At 31.6% G+C, this 19,291-nt stretch carries 20 protein-coding genes and 2 pseudogenes; 18 read left to right on the forward strand and 4 right to left on the reverse strand.

All coding sequences use genetic code 11. The features are described 5' to 3' along the window. Window positions 1–96: 96 nt before the first annotated feature. The gene (locus EGX95_RS11575; protein ID WP_000495179.1) at window positions 97–627 is read left to right on the forward strand and encodes a DUF4269 domain-containing protein; all 531 of its coding nucleotides are present in this window, start codon (window positions 97–99) and stop codon (window positions 625–627) included. Window positions 628–671: 44 nt separating this feature from the next. Here EGX95_RS11575 and EGX95_RS11580 read toward each other — a convergent pair whose 3' ends face one another. After that, a complete protein-coding gene (locus EGX95_RS11580; protein WP_000213546.1) occupies window positions 672–2,105 on the reverse strand; it encodes an efflux pump transcription regulator NorG in 1,434 nt (477 codons plus the stop codon). 148 nt (window positions 2,106–2,253) lie between these two features. On the opposite strand from EGX95_RS11580, the gene EGX95_RS11585 reads away from it, so the two are divergent. The 14 genes from EGX95_RS11585 to EGX95_RS11645 all read left to right on the forward strand — a co-directional run bounded on the left by EGX95_RS11585 (window position 2,254) and on the right by EGX95_RS11645 (window position 12,564). After that, window positions 2,254–3,165 carry a DMT family transporter gene (locus EGX95_RS11585; protein ID WP_001107015.1) on the forward strand — a complete coding sequence of 304 codons (912 nt, stop codon included), beginning with the start codon at window positions 2,254–2,256 and terminating at the stop codon, window positions 3,163–3,165. 106 nt (window positions 3,166–3,271) lie between these two features. After that, window positions 3,272–3,730, forward strand: a complete 459-nt coding sequence (locus EGX95_RS11590; RefSeq protein WP_001025603.1) for a GNAT family N-acetyltransferase — start codon at window positions 3,272–3,274, stop codon at window positions 3,728–3,730. 30 nt (window positions 3,731–3,760) lie between these two features. After that, window positions 3,761–4,099: a divalent cation tolerance protein CutA gene (cutA, locus tag EGX95_RS11595; protein WP_001160783.1), complete on the forward strand. Its 339-nt coding sequence runs from the start codon at window positions 3,761–3,763 to the stop codon at window positions 4,097–4,099. Between the two features lie 25 nt (window positions 4,100–4,124). Next, the gene (locus EGX95_RS11600; RefSeq protein ID WP_000790757.1) at window positions 4,125–4,571 is read left to right on the forward strand and encodes an NUDIX domain-containing protein; all 447 of its coding nucleotides are present in this window, start codon (window positions 4,125–4,127) and stop codon (window positions 4,569–4,571) included. A gap of 203 nt (window positions 4,572–4,774) precedes the next feature. Continuing rightward, window positions 4,775–5,041, forward strand: a complete 267-nt coding sequence (locus EGX95_RS11605) for a heterocycloanthracin/sonorensin family bacteriocin (RefSeq protein ID WP_001071388.1) — start codon at window positions 4,775–4,777, stop codon at window positions 5,039–5,041. A 101-nt stretch (window positions 5,042–5,142) separates the two neighbouring features. After that, window positions 5,143–6,159, forward strand: coding sequence for a serine hydrolase domain-containing protein (locus EGX95_RS11610; protein ID WP_000288915.1), 1,017 nt, complete (start codon window positions 5,143–5,145; stop codon window positions 6,157–6,159). 31 nt (window positions 6,160–6,190) lie between these two features. Next, complete coding sequence (locus EGX95_RS30390; protein ID WP_000653680.1) at window positions 6,191–6,334, forward strand: hypothetical protein; 144 nt, start codon at window positions 6,191–6,193, stop codon at window positions 6,332–6,334. Window positions 6,335–6,618: 284 nt separating this feature from the next. Continuing rightward, window positions 6,619–7,827: an L-lactate MFS transporter gene (locus EGX95_RS11615; protein ID WP_000815152.1), complete on the forward strand. Its 1,209-nt coding sequence runs from the start codon at window positions 6,619–6,621 to the stop codon at window positions 7,825–7,827. Window positions 7,828–8,080: 253 nt separating this feature from the next. Further along, a complete protein-coding gene (locus tag EGX95_RS11620) occupies window positions 8,081–8,707 on the forward strand; it encodes a cadmium resistance transporter (protein WP_000237130.1) in 627 nt (208 codons plus the stop codon). Between the two features lie 189 nt (window positions 8,708–8,896). Beyond that, window positions 8,897–9,322 carry a GNAT family N-acetyltransferase gene (locus EGX95_RS11625; RefSeq protein WP_000706729.1) on the forward strand — a complete coding sequence of 142 codons (426 nt, stop codon included), beginning with the start codon at window positions 8,897–8,899 and terminating at the stop codon, window positions 9,320–9,322. Window positions 9,323–9,536: 214 nt separating this feature from the next. Further along, window positions 9,537–9,980: an NUDIX hydrolase gene (locus EGX95_RS11630; RefSeq protein WP_000757633.1), complete on the forward strand. Its 444-nt coding sequence runs from the start codon at window positions 9,537–9,539 to the stop codon at window positions 9,978–9,980. 30 nt (window positions 9,981–10,010) lie between these two features. Beyond that, a complete protein-coding gene (dnaN, locus tag EGX95_RS11635) occupies window positions 10,011–11,141 on the forward strand; it encodes a DNA polymerase III subunit beta (protein WP_000394450.1) in 1,131 nt (376 codons plus the stop codon). Window positions 11,142–11,163: 22 nt separating this feature from the next. Next, complete coding sequence (locus tag EGX95_RS11640) at window positions 11,164–11,685, forward strand: NUDIX hydrolase (protein ID WP_000276539.1); 522 nt, start codon at window positions 11,164–11,166, stop codon at window positions 11,683–11,685. 45 nt (window positions 11,686–11,730) lie between these two features. Then, window positions 11,731–12,564, forward strand: a complete 834-nt coding sequence (locus EGX95_RS11645; RefSeq protein WP_000269899.1) for an alpha/beta fold hydrolase — start codon at window positions 11,731–11,733, stop codon at window positions 12,562–12,564. Window positions 12,565–12,618: 54 nt separating this feature from the next. On the opposite strand, the pseudogene EGX95_RS11650 reads toward EGX95_RS11645, so the two are convergent. Further along, window positions 12,619–13,020: pseudogene (locus EGX95_RS11650) on the reverse strand (MBL fold metallo-hydrolase); the annotation flags it as partial. A 249-nt stretch (window positions 13,021–13,269) separates the two neighbouring features. Here EGX95_RS11650 and EGX95_RS11655 point away from each other — a divergent pair. From EGX95_RS11655 to EGX95_RS11665, 3 genes are all read left to right on the forward strand, one after another. After that, window positions 13,270–14,247: an LAGLIDADG family homing endonuclease gene (locus EGX95_RS11655; RefSeq protein ID WP_001165403.1), complete on the forward strand. Its 978-nt coding sequence runs from the start codon at window positions 13,270–13,272 to the stop codon at window positions 14,245–14,247. 135 nt (window positions 14,248–14,382) lie between these two features. Next, the gene (locus EGX95_RS11660; RefSeq protein WP_001142883.1) at window positions 14,383–15,468 is read left to right on the forward strand and encodes a hypothetical protein; all 1,086 of its coding nucleotides are present in this window, start codon (window positions 14,383–14,385) and stop codon (window positions 15,466–15,468) included. A gap of 134 nt (window positions 15,469–15,602) precedes the next feature. After that, window positions 15,603–15,998, forward strand: coding sequence for a RidA family protein (locus tag EGX95_RS11665; RefSeq protein ID WP_001169709.1), 396 nt, complete (start codon window positions 15,603–15,605; stop codon window positions 15,996–15,998). A gap of 644 nt (window positions 15,999–16,642) precedes the next feature. On the opposite strand, the gene EGX95_RS11670 is transcribed toward EGX95_RS11665, so the two are convergent. Together EGX95_RS11670 and EGX95_RS11680 are read right to left on the reverse strand one after the other, a co-directional pair. After that, window positions 16,643–17,458 carry a YwqG family protein gene (locus EGX95_RS11670; protein WP_000799790.1) on the reverse strand — a complete coding sequence of 272 codons (816 nt, stop codon included), beginning with the start codon at window positions 17,456–17,458 and terminating at the stop codon, window positions 16,643–16,645. Window positions 17,459–17,536: 78 nt separating this feature from the next. Next, window positions 17,537–19,274, reverse strand: a pseudogene (locus EGX95_RS11680) (DnaJ family domain-containing protein). Window positions 19,275–19,291: the final 17 nt, after the last annotated feature.

The following is a 19,291-nucleotide window of genomic DNA, read 5'->3' on the forward strand; positions in this document are numbered from 1 at the left end:
ATATTGAAATAAAGGTACTCTTAGAACAAATTTAAACGGACAAATTTTCTTGAATTTAGTGAAACACGTATTACGTGAAATGAAGGAGAGACTTCCATGTTTACATCTATTACATATTTACAATCAGGGAATGACAAGCAACAAAAAGTATATGATGTTTTAAATAAACTAAACATAATGGAGGATTTAGCTTTGTATAGCCCCGTTCTTTGCGGGACAATTCCTATAAGAATTGATACGCTTCAATCTGACTTAGATATAGTAATGGAAGTACATAACTTTGATGTTTTTGAACAAGAAATGAGATCTTTATATGGCTCTTATGAAGGATTCAAAATAATAAAGAAAAAAATTAAAAATACTGAATCGATAAAAGTAAATTTTGAATTTGAAGGTTTTAAATTTGAATTATTTGCTCAGCCTAAGCCAGTGCGTAACCAAAATGCATATAGACATATGATAGTAGAGCACATGCTATTAATGCAGCATCCACATATAAGAGAAGAAATTATTCGCTTAAAAGAGAACGGTTTAAAAACAGAGCCTGCTTTTGCTCAAGTATTAAACATTGACGGGGATCCTTATGAAGGACTTATTGTGTTGGGGCAGGAAATGCGGTTGTGGTAAATAAAATACACAAAAACTCCTCTATGGAAAAAGAGGAGTTTTTATTATGTCATTAACTTACGAATTAATTCGCTTAACAATTTAATACCGTTAGTCATTTGCTCTGGAGAAGCATATCCATATGATAAACGAATGTATCGATCTGATTCCTCTTCATAGATACGTCCCGGGTTTAATAGAATCCCTTTTGATAGTGCCTTTGAAAATAATTTCTTCATCGGAATGCTAGGTACTACCTTTAGCCATATAAAAAATCCACCACTAGGAATATCCCAGGTGGCAATATCTGCACAATACTTATGTAAAGCTCGTATCATTATTTGTCTTCGTTCTTTTAGTTTAATTCTTACGTTTGCAACATGTTCCTCATAAAATCCTTTATTTATCCATTCAGCAGCAACTCTTTGAGATAATGAACTCGATCCATAATCTGTTTGCATTTTTATATCTGATAATCTATCAATAACGGGTTCTGGACCGATAACCCATCCAATTCTAAGTCCTGGGGTAAGCGTCTTAGAGAGACTACCAATATATAATATATGTCCATGTTTATCTCTCGATTTTAAAGGATCTGGGGGCGGTGCATCAATCCATAACTCGCGGTAAATATCATCTTCAATAATAGGTAACTGTTCCTTTTCACATATTTTTAATATTTCTTTTCTCCGCTCTTTAGACATTAATATACCTGTTGGATTTTGAAAACAAGGAATTGAATATAAGATGTTTTTCTTCTGACTGTATTTAATTCGTTTTAATAACTCGTTAGGTAATATACCGTGAGGATCCATAGATATACCAGATAGATTTATATTTGCTGATTGAAATACATGAAGTGAATATAAGTAAGAAGGTTGTTCAAGTAAAACGGTAGACTCTCTATGTAAAAGACCAATTGATATTAATTGCAATGCTTGTAATGCACCCGAGACGATTAATATGGAACCCGGTGATGCATGTATTCCAAATGATTTTACGTATTTACTTATTGCTTCACGTAACGGATAAAACCCTTTTTGTTCCTCATATCCAAAATAGTCTAATTCCTCACTTACTTTCTTCATAATGGACTGCATCGTTTCTAATGGAAAAAGATGAGGAGAAAGTTCGCCTTTACTAAGATGGATAAGTTTGTTATTTGCTTCTGCTTCATTTATTTCTCGTACCATTAACTTGCTTGGTTTATGAATACCAGCCTTTACATATTCACTCCAATCAGGTGGTGGATTTGTTGCTAATAATGACCATGTATTATTCGTTACAATTGTTCCTGCTCCAATTTTCCCTTGAATCAATCCATCAGCCATAAGTTCATCTAGTGCAGTTATTACAGTACTACGATTTACTTGAAATAATTTCGCTAACTGCCGTTGACTAGGAATCTTACTTCCTATAGGCCATTCTCCATTTTCAATTTTTTCTTTCATATAGTCTACTATCTGCTGATACTTAGGTAGTTTTTTACTAGTGGTCATCAAAAAACTCCTTCGCTCACTTGAAAAATGCCAAGTGGTTGGTTTTTACGATAAAAAACTGGTTGAAGACATTGTATCAACTATTAAATATGATGGGAAGAAATAATTGGTAATTATAAAGTGGTTGGTTTGAAGGGGGAGAGAAAACATGAATTATAAAAAATGGGATTATCGAATTATATGTGCTCATTCTTTTACAATTTTAATTTGGGGAACGGCCTTTCCGGCAATTCGTATGGGCCTTGAATCTTACACACCTGAACATCTTACTTTACTTCGTTTGTTAATCGCTTCATTCATACTTCTTTTGTTTTCGTTTTTATACAAACTACGATTACCTAATCTAAAAGATATTCCAGCGATTTTTTTATTTGGTGCTTTAGGATTTACTTTTTACCACATTGCATTAAACTATGGTGAAAAAACAGTAAATGCTGGATCGGCAAGTTTAATCGTTTCAGTTACTCCTATAGTAACGGCAGTTCTTGCTTTTGTTTTTTTAAATGAAAAAATGAAAGCAAATGGATGGATCGGTGGTGTAATTAGCTTTATAGGAATTGCTTTCATATCATTTAGTCAAGGGGGGTCTATTCAATTTAATAGCGGGGGATTATTTATATTATTAGCAGCCGTTTCAGAAAGTCTATTTTTCGTTTTTCAAACATCGTACTTAAAAAAGTACGGCTTCTTGCCATTTACCATATATACAATTTTATCTAGTACTGTATGTATGCTTATTTTCTTACCGGGAATGTATCAAGAAATACTGGTGGCTCCTCTTGAAGTGAATTTGAGCGTTATATATTTAGGTTTATTTCCAACAGTACTCCCGTATATTGCATTGGCCTATATTATATCTCATACTGGTGCTTCCGAGGCAACAAGCTCTCTATATTTAACGCCAGTAATTGCTTGTTTTATAGCTTGGGTATGGTTAGGTGAAGTACCTACTTTTATTTCGGTAGTTGGTGGAGTAATTACTATACTTGGAGTTTTAATAGCGCATGTATCATTAAAGAAAGATATTCGAAGTGAAAAGTACAACGATATAACTGGATAAATTCTATTTAGAAATGATAATTCCCTGTTTTTTATAATTAAGAAACAGGGAATTATTTCACTACGTTGAATATGTAAATATATTCTTAATAAAGGGGTTTAAAATATTGAATATCCAGTTAAAGGTTGTTACGAGAGAGAATTGGGAAGATGCTTTAAAGCTGCAAGTTAAAGATAATCAGACGAAATTCGTTCCATCTGTAGCAGTTTCACTTGCTAAAGTATATATAAAACCAGATGGGGACGCTGTAGAATACCAACCATTTGCGATATACAATGGCGATCTAATGGTTGGTTTTGTTATGCATGCTGTTGTAAAAGAAACAACTGATATGTATTGGATAAACGGATTTATTATCGATCAAAAGCAGCAAGGTAACGGTTATGGAAAAGCGGCATTACAAGAAAGTATATATTTAATAAAAAATACGTTTAAGGCGTGTAAAGAAATTAGATTAACAGTACATAAAGATAATATCTCTGCAAAGAAATTATATGAAAGTTACGGTTTTCAACCATTGGGACATGATTATGATGGTGAGGAAGTTTATCGTTTATTCGTTTAATTATTATGTAGCAAAGGTGTGAAATGAATTATGCAATTTACTGAAGTCAAAATTGAAGTATTTATCCCTGAAGAATACATTGAAATGTTGAGGAATGAGTTAAATAAAATTGGTGCTTGTAAAACGGGAGAATATGATCATTGTCTGTCCTATAGTTCTGTGAAAGGATACTGGAGACCGTTAAAAGGCGCATCACCTTTTAACGGGGAAATTGGTCAGATTTGTGAAGGGCAAGAATGTAAAATTGAAATAAAGTGCAAACGGGATCTTGTAAAGGATGCACTTGAAGTTATTAACGAAATTCATCCGTATGAAACACCTATGATTTATATTATCCCGATATTAAATGACTATTTTAATCAAATATAAAATAAATGAATGGGAGGAATAACAATTGAAAAATAAATTTCATCATATTGTACGAGCTGTTATGATTAAGGATAAAAAATTGTTAGTGGCTGAATATATTGGCCATCACTATTTTTTACCAGGTGGTCATGTTGAAGTTGGCGAATCAGCTGAGAATGCATTAATAAGAGAACTAAGGGAAGAGCTCGGAGTAAATTGTAGTATAAAACAATTTTTAGGAGTCATAGAAAACCGATGGCAAGATCGAGAAGTTCTTCACCATGAAATCAATCATATTTTTGAGATAGATTCACAAGAGCTACATATTGATTTCATACCAAAATCTAAAGAATCTCATTTGGCGTTTCACTGGATAGATTATAATCAAGAAGCTTTACATACTTATAAAATCATGCCAGAACCTTCAGTTAAAGAGTTACTAGAAAGAAAATTAAGTGATGAACTACTAAACTGTTGGATTAGTAATTTTTAAAAACCTCTATTAATAATAAATTCGTCCAGCAAAAAGTGATTAAGAAAATAGGCTGAAAAACAAGGTACATCACCTAGTGTAAGTTCATATTTTGTTGATGTACGTATTCAAGTATATAGCCATTTGTTTCTACTTTGTTTATTAAAATTTATTAACTTCAATATGTGGACGGAATTTATATTTATAAATGGAGGGGTTTCATAATGAATCAGTTTCAACAAGAACTACAATCATTAAACCTTAATGATTATCAAACTGGTAATGTTGTGTATTGGGATCAACAACAAAGTCAATATCCATACTACTACATTCAAGACGATGCACGTCGTTGCGGCGGATGCGGAGGTTGTGGTGGACGCTGTGGCGGATGTGGCGGCAGATGTGGTGGTTGTGCAGGTCGTTGCGGCGGATGCATAGGATGCGCTGGATGTTTCGGTTGCTTTAATTGCTGGAACTGGTGGATCATTTAAGTATAGAACATCAAAGATATTTTGCTTGAAGGAAAGGTGTGAAAACTATTTTGCACTTTTCTTTCAAGCTGTAATTTTTATGTGTATTAAGGGGGATTTATTTGTATACATATGATAAGTTGATTTCTTGGGTAGAAAATATAAAAGAACAAAACCATAGCTCTGCAGCAGCGCTTTGCATAATGAAAGATAACAAAATTGTACTGGAGCATTATAGTGGCTATCACTCAAATACATCTACAAGCAAGAAAGTAACAGCATCTTCACAATTTAACGTTGCTTCTACTAGAAAAAGTTATTTAGGATTAATGATAGCGTATGCGCTTTACGAGGGGAAAATAAACTCTATTGATGATGAAGCGATAAAATATTTTAAAGACTTTGATCCTGTATTGCTTAGTAAAACGACGATAAGACATTTAGTAACACATTCGCACGGATTAGAAGAAACGAATGACGGGATAATTTTTCGTGAATTTGAACCGGGGCAAGGATGGGCGTATAGAGATATTAATGTAAGAATGATGACACGTCTTATTTATCAGCTATATAACAAAAGTTTTCCTGAATTGTTAAAAGAGCGTGTGTTTAAACCTGCTAATTTCCAAGAAACAGGATGGAGAATACAGCAAGATGATAATTTAGTTGCAGTTGTTGATGATCCAAATAAAGACGCAATTAGTGAAATTGGTACAGTAGATGACGGTACTGAAAAAAATCTGTTTGTCTCCGCTAGAGAATTTGCACAGTGGGGCAACCTTCATTTAAATCAAGGTATGATAGATGATAAACAAATTGTTCCAAAAGAAGTTATAAAAATCGCTACGAGTTTGCAGAGTCCAACATATGCAAATAAAGAGCTACCACAAAATGGCTTGTTTTGGTTCGTTCAAAATGAACCTGCACAATTAAGTGAACTAGGCGAACGTGTACCAAAAGGCTCGTATCAGATATTAGGAATTACGGGACCAACTATATTAGTAATACCTGAATATAATGTAGTTGTTGCGAAAATGTATAATAAAAGATACAACTACGGCGGTGATAATTATTTATATTATTTACGTGAATTTAGTAATTTAGTCGTTGATACATTTCGTAACAGTAATAGGGCATAATTACTCCTATAACAAAAAGGAGTGATTGAAAGTGAAAGATAAAGTGAACAAAAATAAAAAGCAAAATATAAAAGATGTAAATACAGAGCAAAATGCGATCTATAGCGATCCAAAAGATGCAGCTAATATGCAAACGGTACCGCAGCCGAAAGATTTTGATGAAATTGAATATTAATTTTTCGTTTATCCGACCATATGATGAATCAAAAATACATCTTAAGTCCCATCACATGATTGAAAACTTTTGGTACTCTATATACATAAGCATTTGAAAATGTCTTATCTTAACAAAGCTTTCTTTAAGTAAACCTAATATAACCTGCAAAAAGACACTTCATAACGGAGTGTCTTTTTGTGTACATGAATTCAATTTCCATTTTTCATGCAGTATCTTGCTTTTTATGATGGTTATACTAACTGTGAAAATTCATGTCACGATAAAAGAAGGGGACAGTTAGTATGAAACAAACTTCTATAAATCCGTTACTAATTGTTCTAGGTACAATCATTGTTCAAATTGGCCTTGGAACAATTTATACATGGAGTTTATTTAATCAGCCCCTTGTAAGTAAGTTTGGATGGAACCTTAATTCAGTTGCTATAACTTTCTCCATTACAAGCTTCTCTTTATCATTTTCAACATTATTTGCAGGAAAGTTACAGCAAAAATTAGGGCTTCGAAAACTCATCGCTACTGCAGGGATTGTGCTGGGACTCGGTTTAATACTAAGTTCACAAGTTTCCTCCTTACCATTACTATATTTATTAGCTGGTGTAGTAGTTGGTTATGCCGATGGAACTGCTTATATCACATCACTATCTAATTTAATTAAATGGTTTCCGAATCGGAAAGGGCTTATTTCAGGTATATCTGTATCAGCATATGGAATGGGCAGCTTAATCTTTAGATATATAAACGGAAATCTGATCGACAGCCTTGGTGTATCACAAGCCTTTTTATATTGGGGCATTATCGTTTTGCTTTTAGTATTAATTGGATCGTTCTTCTTACGTGAGGCAATTGTAAGTAATGCTGTAACGGAAACATTACACAATGACTATAATCCGCGTGAAATGATGCGGACGAAACAAGTATATCTTTTGTTTTTTATGCTATTCACATCGTGTATGGGCGGTCTATATTTAATCGGTATGGTAAAAGATATCGGAGTGCAGCTCGTTGGACTTAGCGCAGCAACTGCCGCTAACGCCGTTGCAATGATTGCAATTTTTAATACAGTAGGTCGTATTGTTCTTGGAACGTTATCAGATAAAATAGGTCGAATGAAAATCGTTTCTGCAACGTTTATTATCATTGGATTGTCAGTCTTTACATTAAGTTTCATTCCGCTAAATTACGGCATATATTTCGCATGTGTAGCAAGTGTTGCTTTTTGCTTTGGCGGTAATATCACTATATTCCCAGCTATTGTTGGAGATTTCTTCGGATTGAAAAATCATAGTACAAATTATGGGATTGTATACCAAGGTTTCGGATTTGGTGCACTTGCAGGATCATTCATCGGGGCGCTTCTTGGAGGATTTGAACCAACCTTTATTATAATCGGCGTACTTTCTGTTATCTCTTTCGTTATATCTATTTTAATTCGTCCACCAAAAGCAGAAAAGAAAAAAGAAACACAACATTTATATCGAAAAGTAGCTTAAGTTTAAAAAGAGTCCTCATAAAGGGCTCTTTTTATATTACACAACATTTGATTTTCCCTTTTTAGCCATTGTGTAGGAAGAATACACTTACTTAATATTTTAGAAGCAATAAAGTGGTTTATTAACGAATCAAGTAGCAGATAAGTAAAATATTCATATTGTTTTATAAAAGAATCAAAATATTGATAAAAAACTACAGTTAATCCGCTTCGCTAGTAGGCATACATTTCATTATAAAGGTAGTTGGCTTATTTTGGTTATAACTATAATTTCTTCTTTTATTGCATTTACTTCAACAAATATTGATGATATTTTTATACTCCTTGTTTTATTTTCACAAGTAAAGACAGGAGTATGTAAGGAAGAAGATAGAACTTTCCAGGGGAAAACTAAGATAAAAGAACTTTATATTGTTATTGGACAATATTTGGGGTTTAGTGTAATTATTTTTCTAAGTATTATTGGTTCCTTAAGCTCTTTTTTCATTCCTATATCGTGGATCGGATTATTAGGATTCGTGCCAATTTATATGGGGATTAAAGGACTATTCTCGCTTCGTTCTAACAAAAGTAATGAAGTCATTGATAACACTTCTGGCTCATTATTTAAAGTAGCTGCGATTACATTAGCTAATGGAGCTGATAATATCTCAATTTATATACCAATGTTCACTAGTCAATCCTTGGAAGCAAATTTTGTTACATTAATTATCTTTTTTTGCATGATAGCAATATGGTGTTTTATTAGCTACACATTGTTAAGAGCTCCTATTTTAGCTAAAGTACTTGAGAGAAATTGTCATATTATCGTTCCAATTGTTCTAATTGGTTTAGGAATGTTCATTCTTTTTCGCAGTAATACAATTGAATTATTGTACTAATACGTTCAAACTAACGGAAGTTTTAAGTAAAAAGAATCAAACGCGGTAAAAAGCTGTACTACAAATAAAATGTAGTACGGCTTTTTTAAATTTTAGTGAAATGAAACAGTGCACTACGACAATTAAGTTAGACAGGATATTACGATTATTAAATTGAATAGATACTTTAAAAGGAGCGTGATAATTAAAATGAAAATAGTAAAACAATGGGTCCAAGAAGATAGTGATTACATAAGAGAAAAAGTAATTGAATATAATCAAAAATATATTTCAGATGAAGAGAAAAAGCCTTCAGAAAAAATTAGTTTTATAGTGAAAAATGAAAATGAAGAAATAGTAGGCGGAATAACTGGAATTACATTTTGGCACCACGTACATGTTGATTTCTTATGGGTTTCTGAAGAATATAGACACGAAGGTTATGGAACCAAGTTAATAAAACTTATTGAAGAATTTGCACTTGAAAAAGAGTGTAGCCTAATCAATTTAGATACTTTTAGCTTTCAGGCACCTGCTTTTTATAAAAAACATGGATATAAAGTAATTGGAGTAAGTGAAGATCACCCTAAAGGGCATAATCGATACTATTTGGAAAAAAGGTTAGAAAATATATAGAATCCCAAAATGAATCAATCAAATCATAAAGAGCGTACGTTGAATAATTACTTTCAAAATACGTTCTTTTTATTTAGAAATGAAGGGGGATCAATTATTACCTTTACTAAGGGTAGATAAATGAAATACTCTATTAATTTTTTTATATTTTAAAACGATTAAATGGTAGAATGTAACAAAGATAGAAAATTCCCATTATTAGAGGTGGACTTAGATGAAGAAAGTAAATGTTACATATGCACTTTTATACGATAAAACAAACGAAAAGATCTTAATGGTTAAAAACAAAGGGAAGAATGGTTCTTATTACACACTACCAGGTGGCGCGGTTAAATTGGGAGAAACGTTAGAAGAGGCAGTAATTCGGGAAGTGAAAGAAGAAACCGGTCTACATATAACTGTAAAGGGTATTTGTTACATTAGCGAAGCTTTTTTCGAGGAGAGAGGACACCATGCAATATTCTTTAATTTTTTAGGTGAAATAATCGGCGGGGAAACAAATATAACAAGGCCAAAAGAAATTGAAGAGATTACTTGGATGGAATTACATAGAGCAGAACCGCATTTACGTATACCAGAACACTTATTAAATATATTACAAAGGAAAGAAACAGTACCTTACTTTTTTAACGGAACAATCATTCATCAATCTTCATAAAACTATCATTTCATGTAAGGCGGGGAAAAAATGGAGTTTATCGTTAATCATAAACATTTCACTCAAGCACTTTCAGAAGTAAGTAAAGCAATATCTACCAAAGCTATAATTCCTATACTATCCGGTATAAAAATAACTGCAGATCAATCTGGAATTACTTTAATCGCAAGTAATTCAAATATTTTCATCGAAAAATTCATCCCTAGTTCCATGGATGACGAACAAATTACGACTACCTTAAAAGCAGGAACAATTGTTGTACCTGCAAAATACTTCATTGAAATTATAAAGAAAATGCCAAGCGATATAGTAATAAAAAGTAAGAATGAGCAAACAATTACCATACAATCAGAAGAAATCACATTAAACTTAAATGGCTTTCCAGCGAATGAATTTCCTAACGTACCACAAATAGACGATCATGCAGAAATACAAATAGAAACAAAACAATTGATTGATGCGTTTAAACAAACAGTCTTTGCAGTAGCGAAAAATGAATCTAGACCCGTTCTTACTGGAGTACATATCGAGTTAGACCATAACAAATTAATATGCGCTGCAACTGACTCTCATAGACTAGCTATACGTGAAACATTAATTTCTACTAATATGAAAGCGAATTGTATTGTACCAAGTGCAACCATTAATGAGCTTTTAAAATTAATGAACAGCAATTTAGAATTCGTTTCTATTTATCTATCAGAAAGTCACATTATTTTTACATTCGGCACAACTACGTTATATTCACGACTAATTGAAGGGAAATATCCTAATATTTCTACTCTCATTCCAAATGAATTTCAAACCGTCATTAACATAGATAGACAAAGAATGTTACAAGGGGTAGATCGATCAAGCTTATTAGCAAGTGAATGGGCAAATAACAATGTTAACTTAGAAATTGTAAACGAATCTACAATTCAAATTTCTTCTAATGCTTCTCAGATTGGAAAAATATCTGAGACACAACAGATAGATGCAATTCAAGGTGAAAAACAATTCAATATATCTTTCGATGGACGATTTATGTTGGATGCTTTAAGGGCAATAAAAGAAGAAACGGTTACTTTAAGTTTCAGCGGTTCTATGAGACCAATATTAATTGAAGCAGGGACACAATGTGCAGCAATCCATCTTATATCTCCAGTTAGAGCTTATTAAAAACGGAGGAAGGAATCACATTATGTACAAGCACACTTTATGTTTTATAAAAAGAAATGAAGAGATACTTATGCTAAATAGAAAATATGACCCTGTAAAAGGATTGTGGAACGGGGTAGGAGGAAAGATAGAAAAAGGAGAAACACCGTTAGAAAATGTGATTCGTGAAATAAAAGAAGAGACTAATATAAAAGTTACGCATGATCAAATTCAATTTAAAGGCATTATTAAATGGGAGGATTCTTCATATTCTGGCGGAATGTATGTTTATCTAGTAGAGTTACTTCATGAATTTATATATCACACTCCAAAAAAAGTCTCAGAAGGAATTCTAGATTGGAAAGAGATTTCTTGGATTCTTAGTGATTATAATTACGGCGTAGGAGAGATGATACCTAAATTTTTAGTTGAAGTGCTCCACAATGAATTCATATTAGAGCATAATTTTATTTTATCTAATCATAAATTAATAAATTATAGGAATCAGAAATTAGTTAAGCAGGATAGGTTACTTACTTCTTTATATAATACTATTCGCTTATAAATAACAAACTAAGAGAAAATGAAAATTTCAGATAGGAGATTCGATATGTGGACAACAAATATTATCAAAACTCCAAGAGGAAAGTTTGAATATTTTCAAAAGGGAGAAGGACCTCCACTTTGCGTTACTCATTTGTATAGTGAGTATAATGATAATGGAAATACTTTTGCAAACCCATTTACTGACCATTATAGTGTTTATTTAGTTAACTTAAAGGGATGTGGCAATTCAGATTCGGCTAAAACTGATTCTGAATATAGTATGACCGAAACGATTAAAGATTTAGAAGCGATTCGAGAAGCTTTATATATTAATAAGTGGGGGTTTGCTGGTCATTCGACAGGAGGGATGTTAGCTCTTGTATATGCGACTGAAGCACAAGAAAGTTTAACGAAAATAATTGTTGGTGGCGCAGCGGCGAGCAAGGAATATGCATCTCATAAAGATAGTATATACTGTAGTAAAAATGTAAAATTTAATAGAATCGTATCAATTATGAATGCATTAAATGATGATAGTACAGTACAAGAAGAAAGAAAAGCATTAAGTAGAGAGTGGGCACTTATGTCTTTTTATTCTGAAGAAAAGCTTGAAGAGGCATTAAAATTGCCGAATAGCGGAAAGACAGTTGGCAATCGGTTAAATTATTTTAGACAAGTTGAATATAAAGATTATGATGTTCGTCAGAAACTTAAATTCGTAAAAATCCCAAGTTTTATATACTGTGGTAAGCATGATGCGCAATGTCCCTACATATTTTCTCGTGAAATAGCAAATTTAATCCCGAACGCAACATTAACTAAATTTGAAGAAAGTAATCATAATCCATTTGTTGAAGAAATAGACAAGTTTAATCAGTTTGTCAACGATACATTATAATCAATAAGTAAAAAGCGAATCTTTTATATAAGACAGATTCGCTTTTTATTATAATTAGACTTTTTGCCACCAAGCATACCTAGGATAGTCTGTAGATTTTAACGTAATAGATTCGCCAATTTGAGGCGTTGTAATTTTAACTCCTAAACGGTTAGCTTCTTTCGTAACACGTTCTATCGGGTCACTCCATTCGTGTAACGCTAATGTAAAAGCACCCCAATGAATTGGAAGAAGTAATTCTCCTTGTACATCAATATGAGCTTGTACTGTTTCTTCAGGCAACATATGAATTGCAGACCACCTTGGATCATATTGCCCGCATTCCATTAACGTAAGATCGAATGGACCGTATTTTGCATCAATCTCTTGAAGATCTTCATGCTCTAAAGAAAAAGCACCACTATAACGTTTACTATTAAACAGAGGAAACGGGGAAGAGGCATCTCCAAACTGTGGCTATTTGTAGTTTAAACGAAATCATTTTATCTTTCACCGTAATTGCAGTACATTTAATAAATTTGTCAAATTCATTATTTTTATATACAAAATAAAAACCATGCAGCAGCAGATAAAACGAATACTAAGTAAATGTAAATTGTTTTAATTTAGTAAATTTCTTCTTACAAGTAACAAAGAACATACGTTTCGTTGTATGTTAAAGAAGAAAATATGTCTCTAATTAGTAAAAGAAAGGAGAGGATGTAAGTGCAAATAGAGAGAAAAAAGAAATCAAAATGTAAACTATCGAAATCTGAAATAACTCAGCTATATACAGAAGGGAAGAGTACCTCAGAAATAGCTACGCTTGCCAATGTGTCTGCTAGGTATATACGTATGGTTTTAACAGACAATAACGTTCCAAGGCGTGCTATAGGGAGTTGGAAGAGGAAGTATGCTATAGCAGAAGATTATTTTAAAACGTGGTCAAATAACATGGCTTATATTTTAGGATTTATAGCAGCTGACGGTGTTATACCAAAAGAAAATCAATGCGTCAGTATATCACAAAAAGAAAGTTATATTTTAGTAGACATAAAAAAAGAACTAAAAACAAACCAGCCACTTTACCAAAACAAAAAGACCGGCGTATATATGCTAAACATTAATAGCAAAACAATAAAAGACGACCTTATGAACATACATGGAATTAATCCATGTAAATCTTTTAACATTGAATTTCCTTTTGTACCAGAAGAATATTTACATCATTTTGTGCGAGGGTATTTTGATGGGGATGGTTACGTCAAGTATGAAACTTATACAGTAAGCTTTGTAGGAGGATCATATAGCTTTATGAATTCTTTACATCAAATTCTTCAAAATCGCAATTTACGAGTCGATTTACTAAAACAAAACAAACATTATCGCGTTATTTTATCTGGAAGAAGATCAATACAACTATTTTCAAATTGGATTTATAAAGACAAAGATATTTATTTGCATAGAAAATATGAAGTGTTTCAGAAAGAAAGTCTGAGTTTAGACCAATTACAAGACCGAAAATTAAAACAAACTCAAACTGCCGTTAAACAAAGAAAACAAAATTTCCTTAAAGAATATATGAAAAATAAATGTAGTGCTACAGCTTGCTCTAATTTAAAAATAAGCGAATCCACTTTTAAACGTTGGTTAAAAAATGATAATCAATTTAAAAAAGACTATGAAAGAATTCATTCATTATAAAAATGCAAGAAACCTTAGTATATCTATGCTAAGGTTTCTAACTTGATATTATTAGAGGATATTTATTTTCGTTTATAGAACTTAGTAAATACATAGATTTTACAATAAATTTACTCGTAAGGGAGGGAATATGAAATGCCCACTAATAATAGTCCGGAGAATATATTACATACAGCTTATGAAACTAAAATGATTTCATCTGGAGATAATTCACCATCTATAAAAATAAAAGGAACGAAACTTCAATATTTACTTGTATTGATTCATCTTGGTTTTGAGTCAAATGCTATAAAAATGATGTTAAATTGGACGAATGATGAATTTGAAAAGCTCGTTAATTTATTAGAAGCAGAGGGGCTATTGAAACAAATAGGAGGGAGGTACTATCCAACGTGTATGATTATAACAGCTTGTGAAGGAGAAAAGCTTTATAACCTTTGTGAACCTCTAATTAAACCAACACTTAAGATCATTGAAAATCATTCAAGTCATATTGAAGATATTTCAAAAAGAATCGACACGTTTAATCATTTATCTAGAGAATCTTATAGTCTTTTATTGTATAGTGGTGTGTTATTAGATTTTGGACAAATAAATTACATTGAAGGAAACTATTTAAAAAAGAAACGACCTTTAAGAAATAAGAATCGATATTATTATGCTATTCAAGAACAAGAACTAACAGATATAGAGGCTTTCGGGATGTATGGTAATACATATTTAGATTTAGGAGAAGTTCAAATTGGTCTTTATGGAAATTCTCGATATTCAACATTAAATTTAATAACAGCAAACAACGAAATATTTGAAGAATATTTTCAAAACACTAATACTGATATTAATTATAAGAAAAAGCAATTAGTAAAAGGTTTCGTAGCAGCAGATAGACAAAAAGACTTACATTTAAACGTAGTTTACGAAAAATTAGGCTTATATCAAAATTCACAACCTGTTATCCCGGTGTTTAAAAGAACAGACTTATCTACGCTTAACGAAATTGCAAACACAATCAGTGAAGATTTAGTCTTATTGTTTAATGAAAACGATAAACTTTTAAAACAATACTTTGCCGGCAGCAGATACTCAAAAGAAATTACTTATGAAGAGTTTTTTATCTGGTGGTATCACTTTTTCTATACAAAAGTAACTGAAGAATTAATAAAACAAGGTGTAATTATAACAAGCACACAAAAAAATCAAACGTACATAATCCATCAATAACTTTAAATTAAAGTGATAATATACTTTTACAAATGTAGCAGCTGAACGGTAAATAATTATTATAGTAAAAAAGGGATAATCTGAATTTAAAATCTAATATAAAGAAAACAAGATATTTAAAGAGGAGAAGAGCCATGCAAAAGAAATTTATCAATCCAGAAACGATGCCACCAACTTTTGGATACTCACATGTAGTGGAAGTTAGTAACGCTAAACGAACGATTTACATATCTGGACAAGTAGCAATTAATACAGACGGTCAAATTGTTGGAATTAATGATTTAGCTACACAAACACGACAAGTATTTGAAAATATTAAAATCGCATTAGAAACATCAGACTTAAACTTCAATGATGTAGTAAAACTAACATTTTTCTTAACAGACATTTCTCAAATGGCCATTGTTAGAGATATTCGAGATCAATACATTGACATTAATAATCCACCAGCAAGTTCAGCTGTCGAAGTTAGAAAGTTAATTAACGATAACTTATTAATTGAAATTGAAGCAATTGCTGTAGCAAACTAATTTTAAAAACGTATTTTTATTATTTAAAGTCTAATTTATATAGCGGATAAAGCGAATAACTACACAATCAGTCACACATTACTAATTCAGTGAAAAAGGGGAGCATAACACCTAAAACTAACATTTAATAAGTTTATTATTTTTAGTAAGTTAACATAATATATATTATAGGCAGTTACATAAACAAAGCAATATCAGGTATCAAAAACCAAGTAAACTATACTTAATGAGACGAAACAGAGATTTTTAGTGAGATTCACATAAAATCTTCTTTAAACGCATTTATACAGTTTTTTAGCTTTTTTTTATTTATAAATTCATCACAGCAAATCTTAATCGATTATTGATTAAGATTTAACGAATCAAAAACATTTTTGATCAGTAACAATTTTTTTATGCGGAAAAATCTTTTTACAAAATATAAATTAATAATTTTATTTTATGTTGTACTTTATAAATTTATTGCTATTTACACACGTTTTACAACTTTACATTATTTCTTGTTATTTCTGTTATTTACGCTTGACTTTTATTATTCGTATTATCTTACACTCTAGTTAACATAACGTTTATTTTTAACATAAAAAAATCTCCCTCACCTTCAGGAAGATTTTTTAGCTTGCTAGTATTTCATTTATATCTTTTTAGTAGCAATCCCAGTTGTAAATAACATTGGAAAAATCTAGATTTAACAAATCTTCTTTTTTAATAAAGAAATTAGCAACACCAGAATCTCCCCACATAATATTTAATGAGTCGTCTGTATCGATTTGTAGTAATAATATATCATGTTGTTGGTATTTTTCTTCCCATTCCCTTGGATCTGTCTGTGTAAAAAATGGATAACCACCAATTTTATGTCCGAAATCTTTACATAAATCATCATACAGTTCGCCTAATTCTGTATTATTTTCTTCATCAACAATTTCTTCCCAATCAATATCCTCACTAAACATCTTTTCAAATCGATAATCTCTAGATGTTATGGGTTGATAATCTAATTCAAATTGTAATTTTGCTGCTTCAGGTATGATAAAGTCTTCTATTTCTAAAATGTTTAAATAACTAAAATCAGTAATTACCTTATTTAAATCTTCAGTAATTTTAGAATGATAAATAATTCGAAAGTCTTTTTGGATTGTTGGGTGATCAAAATCTGCTCCATAAAGCTCATCATCAGTACTTACGAAAAACTGCAATATTCCTTTTTGGGGCATATATTCAACATGCGGAATTTCTTCAAAGTTTAACTGTGCAAGTAACATCATAGGTTGTCCATTTGAATCTTTAGGATGCTCTTGATCTATAGGTAAATACGGATAACCACCAAACTTACTCTCAAAAAGAGTTGTCTCTGCTTTCGTTCCAGTCACTTTAATATACGGTTTCACACTTTCTTCTAAAATACTACGATACTGCTCTAGTTCTTTCGGAATTTGAAGTTGATACGTATTTTTCATCACATTTGCCTCCCTTTCATAATGAATTGAAAATGCCTTACTTAATTATATAGCAAGAGATAGCTTCATGAAAAATTGTTAAAAGTCCGTTTTCACCCTCGTTTTTTGCGCACTTGCTGGACAAAGTAAATTATGTTCTAAAACCTTTTTATTAATAGTCCGAATTAAATTCGCTGCTTCTGCAGTATTTGTATTTTCTTTTAGTTTTTCTTTTAAGTCATCAATTTCCTTTGAAATCTCAATCCACCTAGGTAAAACATGATTATTTTTCAAAGTTCTATACAGTTGTTTTTCAGGATTGTACGAAAGATCTTTATCAAGATTCAGTGGTTTCCCTTTACCAGGTAAATTATCAAAAGACCCTTTCTTTTCTTTTACCAGGTAAATTATCAAAAGACCCTTTCTTTTCTTTTACCAGGTAAATTATCAAAAGACCCTTTCTTTTCTTTTACCAGGTAAATTATCAAAAGACCCTTTCTTTTCTGCTTCTTTAACGATAGAACTAATATGATCCTCATACGTATAGGACCAAACTTTCTCATCTTTTACTAAAATCTCTTGCTTTTTTTAGTTTTTTATCTAGTTCTTCTTGATTCATAGATTCTCTCTCCTTTTTATTTTTTAGTGTCGTTTTTGTAAGTTCTAATGCCCTTAATCCATCGAATAGCTTTTCTCGCCACCACACGCTATCATGTCCGCCTTGAAACTCTTCATAAGGGGTTTGGTATTTCTTTTCTTCTAAAGCTCTATATAGCCGTTTATTAGCCGTTAAAAGAGGTTCGTTTTCAAGTTCACCTACTGCTATGTAAGAATTGAGATGAGTCGTATTAAAATCTATTGATGAAATTTGATTTTCAATCCAAGGAATTGTATTTTCGTAATTATCCTTTTCCCAATGTACGGATCCAGACATTGACAACACATTTCCGAAAATATATGGATTTTGAAGTGCTGCATAAAAAGCTGCTAGGCCACCAAGACTGAAACCTGCAATTGTTGTATGTTTCGCTTCTTTATGCACACGATACTTAGCCTGAATCCACAGAAGTAATTCCTTCCTTAAAAATGTATTCATTTTATCGTTATAAGTTAGCTCTTCTAATCTATCAACAGGATCTATGGCAACAGCAATACACGATGGGATTTCTTTTTCGTAAATTAAATAATTAAGTGTTTTTGTGATTGAAAGGTCATTAATGAATGAATTCCCATCAAATACAATGAGAAGTTCTTGAAGATGTGAAGTGTGAGAATAATCATGAGGCGTATAAATATGAATTTTACGTGTGTTATTTAAAATCGAACTATAAAAAGAATATGTTTCAATCTTTCCGGATGGATAATCATTTGAAGGAAAACGACTGCTATACTGCACTTCCATATCTATTTTTAACACAGACGCTTTATTGGCACCTTCTCCAAATACATTTTCATTGAATGGGTCTAGTCGGTACTGTTCACTACGCTTTCTCCAATCATTTTTGAAAAAATCATTTACTGTAAAATAATAAGTTGAAATGAACCTTTTATTCGTCCTAAACGTAACATACCAAATATCTGTCTGTAACAATCGTTGTAATTGATTTACAGACAAATCCCAACCAGGAAAACTACCGACTACATAAACATTTTCAGTATTTTGATCACCTAACCATATATACGTTATAAGTTTATACTGATTATCTATAGGACATTGTTCTACTAGTGGTGTATGATTTGACTTGATTTCATCCAAAAAAGTATAAAGAGCTTTTTCGTTTCCATTCTTTAATTGATTTTTAAGCTTCTCTAACTTAGGACTGATTATTGTAGTCACCTCTCTTCCTCCTTTGT

This window comes from Bacillus sp. FDAARGOS_527, from assembly GCF_003812125.1.
GTDB lineage: Bacteria > Bacillota > Bacilli > Bacillales > Bacillaceae_G > Bacillus_A > Bacillus_A paranthracis.

Coding starts and splice junctions, on each gene's coding strand:
- EGX95_RS11660 (WP_001142883.1), top strand. CDS start 14,383: ATGCCCACTAATAATAGTCCGGAGAATATATTACATACAGCTTATGAA.
- EGX95_RS11580 (WP_000213546.1), bottom strand. CDS start 2,105: ATGACCACTAGTAAAAAACTACCTAAGTATCAGCAGATAGTAGACTAT.
- EGX95_RS11625 (WP_000706729.1), top strand. CDS start 8,897: ATGAAAATAGTAAAACAATGGGTCCAAGAAGATAGTGATTACATAAGA.
- EGX95_RS11575 (WP_000495179.1), top strand. CDS start 97: ATGTTTACATCTATTACATATTTACAATCAGGGAATGACAAGCAACAA.
- dnaN (WP_000394450.1), top strand. CDS start 10,011: ATGGAGTTTATCGTTAATCATAAACATTTCACTCAAGCACTTTCAGAA.
- EGX95_RS11665 (WP_001169709.1), top strand. CDS start 15,603: ATGCAAAAGAAATTTATCAATCCAGAAACGATGCCACCAACTTTTGGA.
- cutA (WP_001160783.1), top strand. CDS start 3,761: ATGCAATTTACTGAAGTCAAAATTGAAGTATTTATCCCTGAAGAATAC.
- EGX95_RS11585 (WP_001107015.1), top strand. CDS start 2,254: ATGAATTATAAAAAATGGGATTATCGAATTATATGTGCTCATTCTTTT.
- EGX95_RS11615 (WP_000815152.1), top strand. CDS start 6,619: ATGAAACAAACTTCTATAAATCCGTTACTAATTGTTCTAGGTACAATC.
- EGX95_RS11605 (WP_001071388.1), top strand. CDS start 4,775: ATGAATCAGTTTCAACAAGAACTACAATCATTAAACCTTAATGATTAT.
- EGX95_RS11630 (WP_000757633.1), top strand. CDS start 9,537: ATGAAGAAAGTAAATGTTACATATGCACTTTTATACGATAAAACAAAC.
- EGX95_RS11640 (WP_000276539.1), top strand. CDS start 11,164: ATGTACAAGCACACTTTATGTTTTATAAAAAGAAATGAAGAGATACTT.
- EGX95_RS11645 (WP_000269899.1), top strand. CDS start 11,731: ATGTGGACAACAAATATTATCAAAACTCCAAGAGGAAAGTTTGAATAT.
- EGX95_RS11670 (WP_000799790.1), bottom strand. CDS start 17,458: ATGAAAAATACGTATCAACTTCAAATTCCGAAAGAACTAGAGCAGTAT.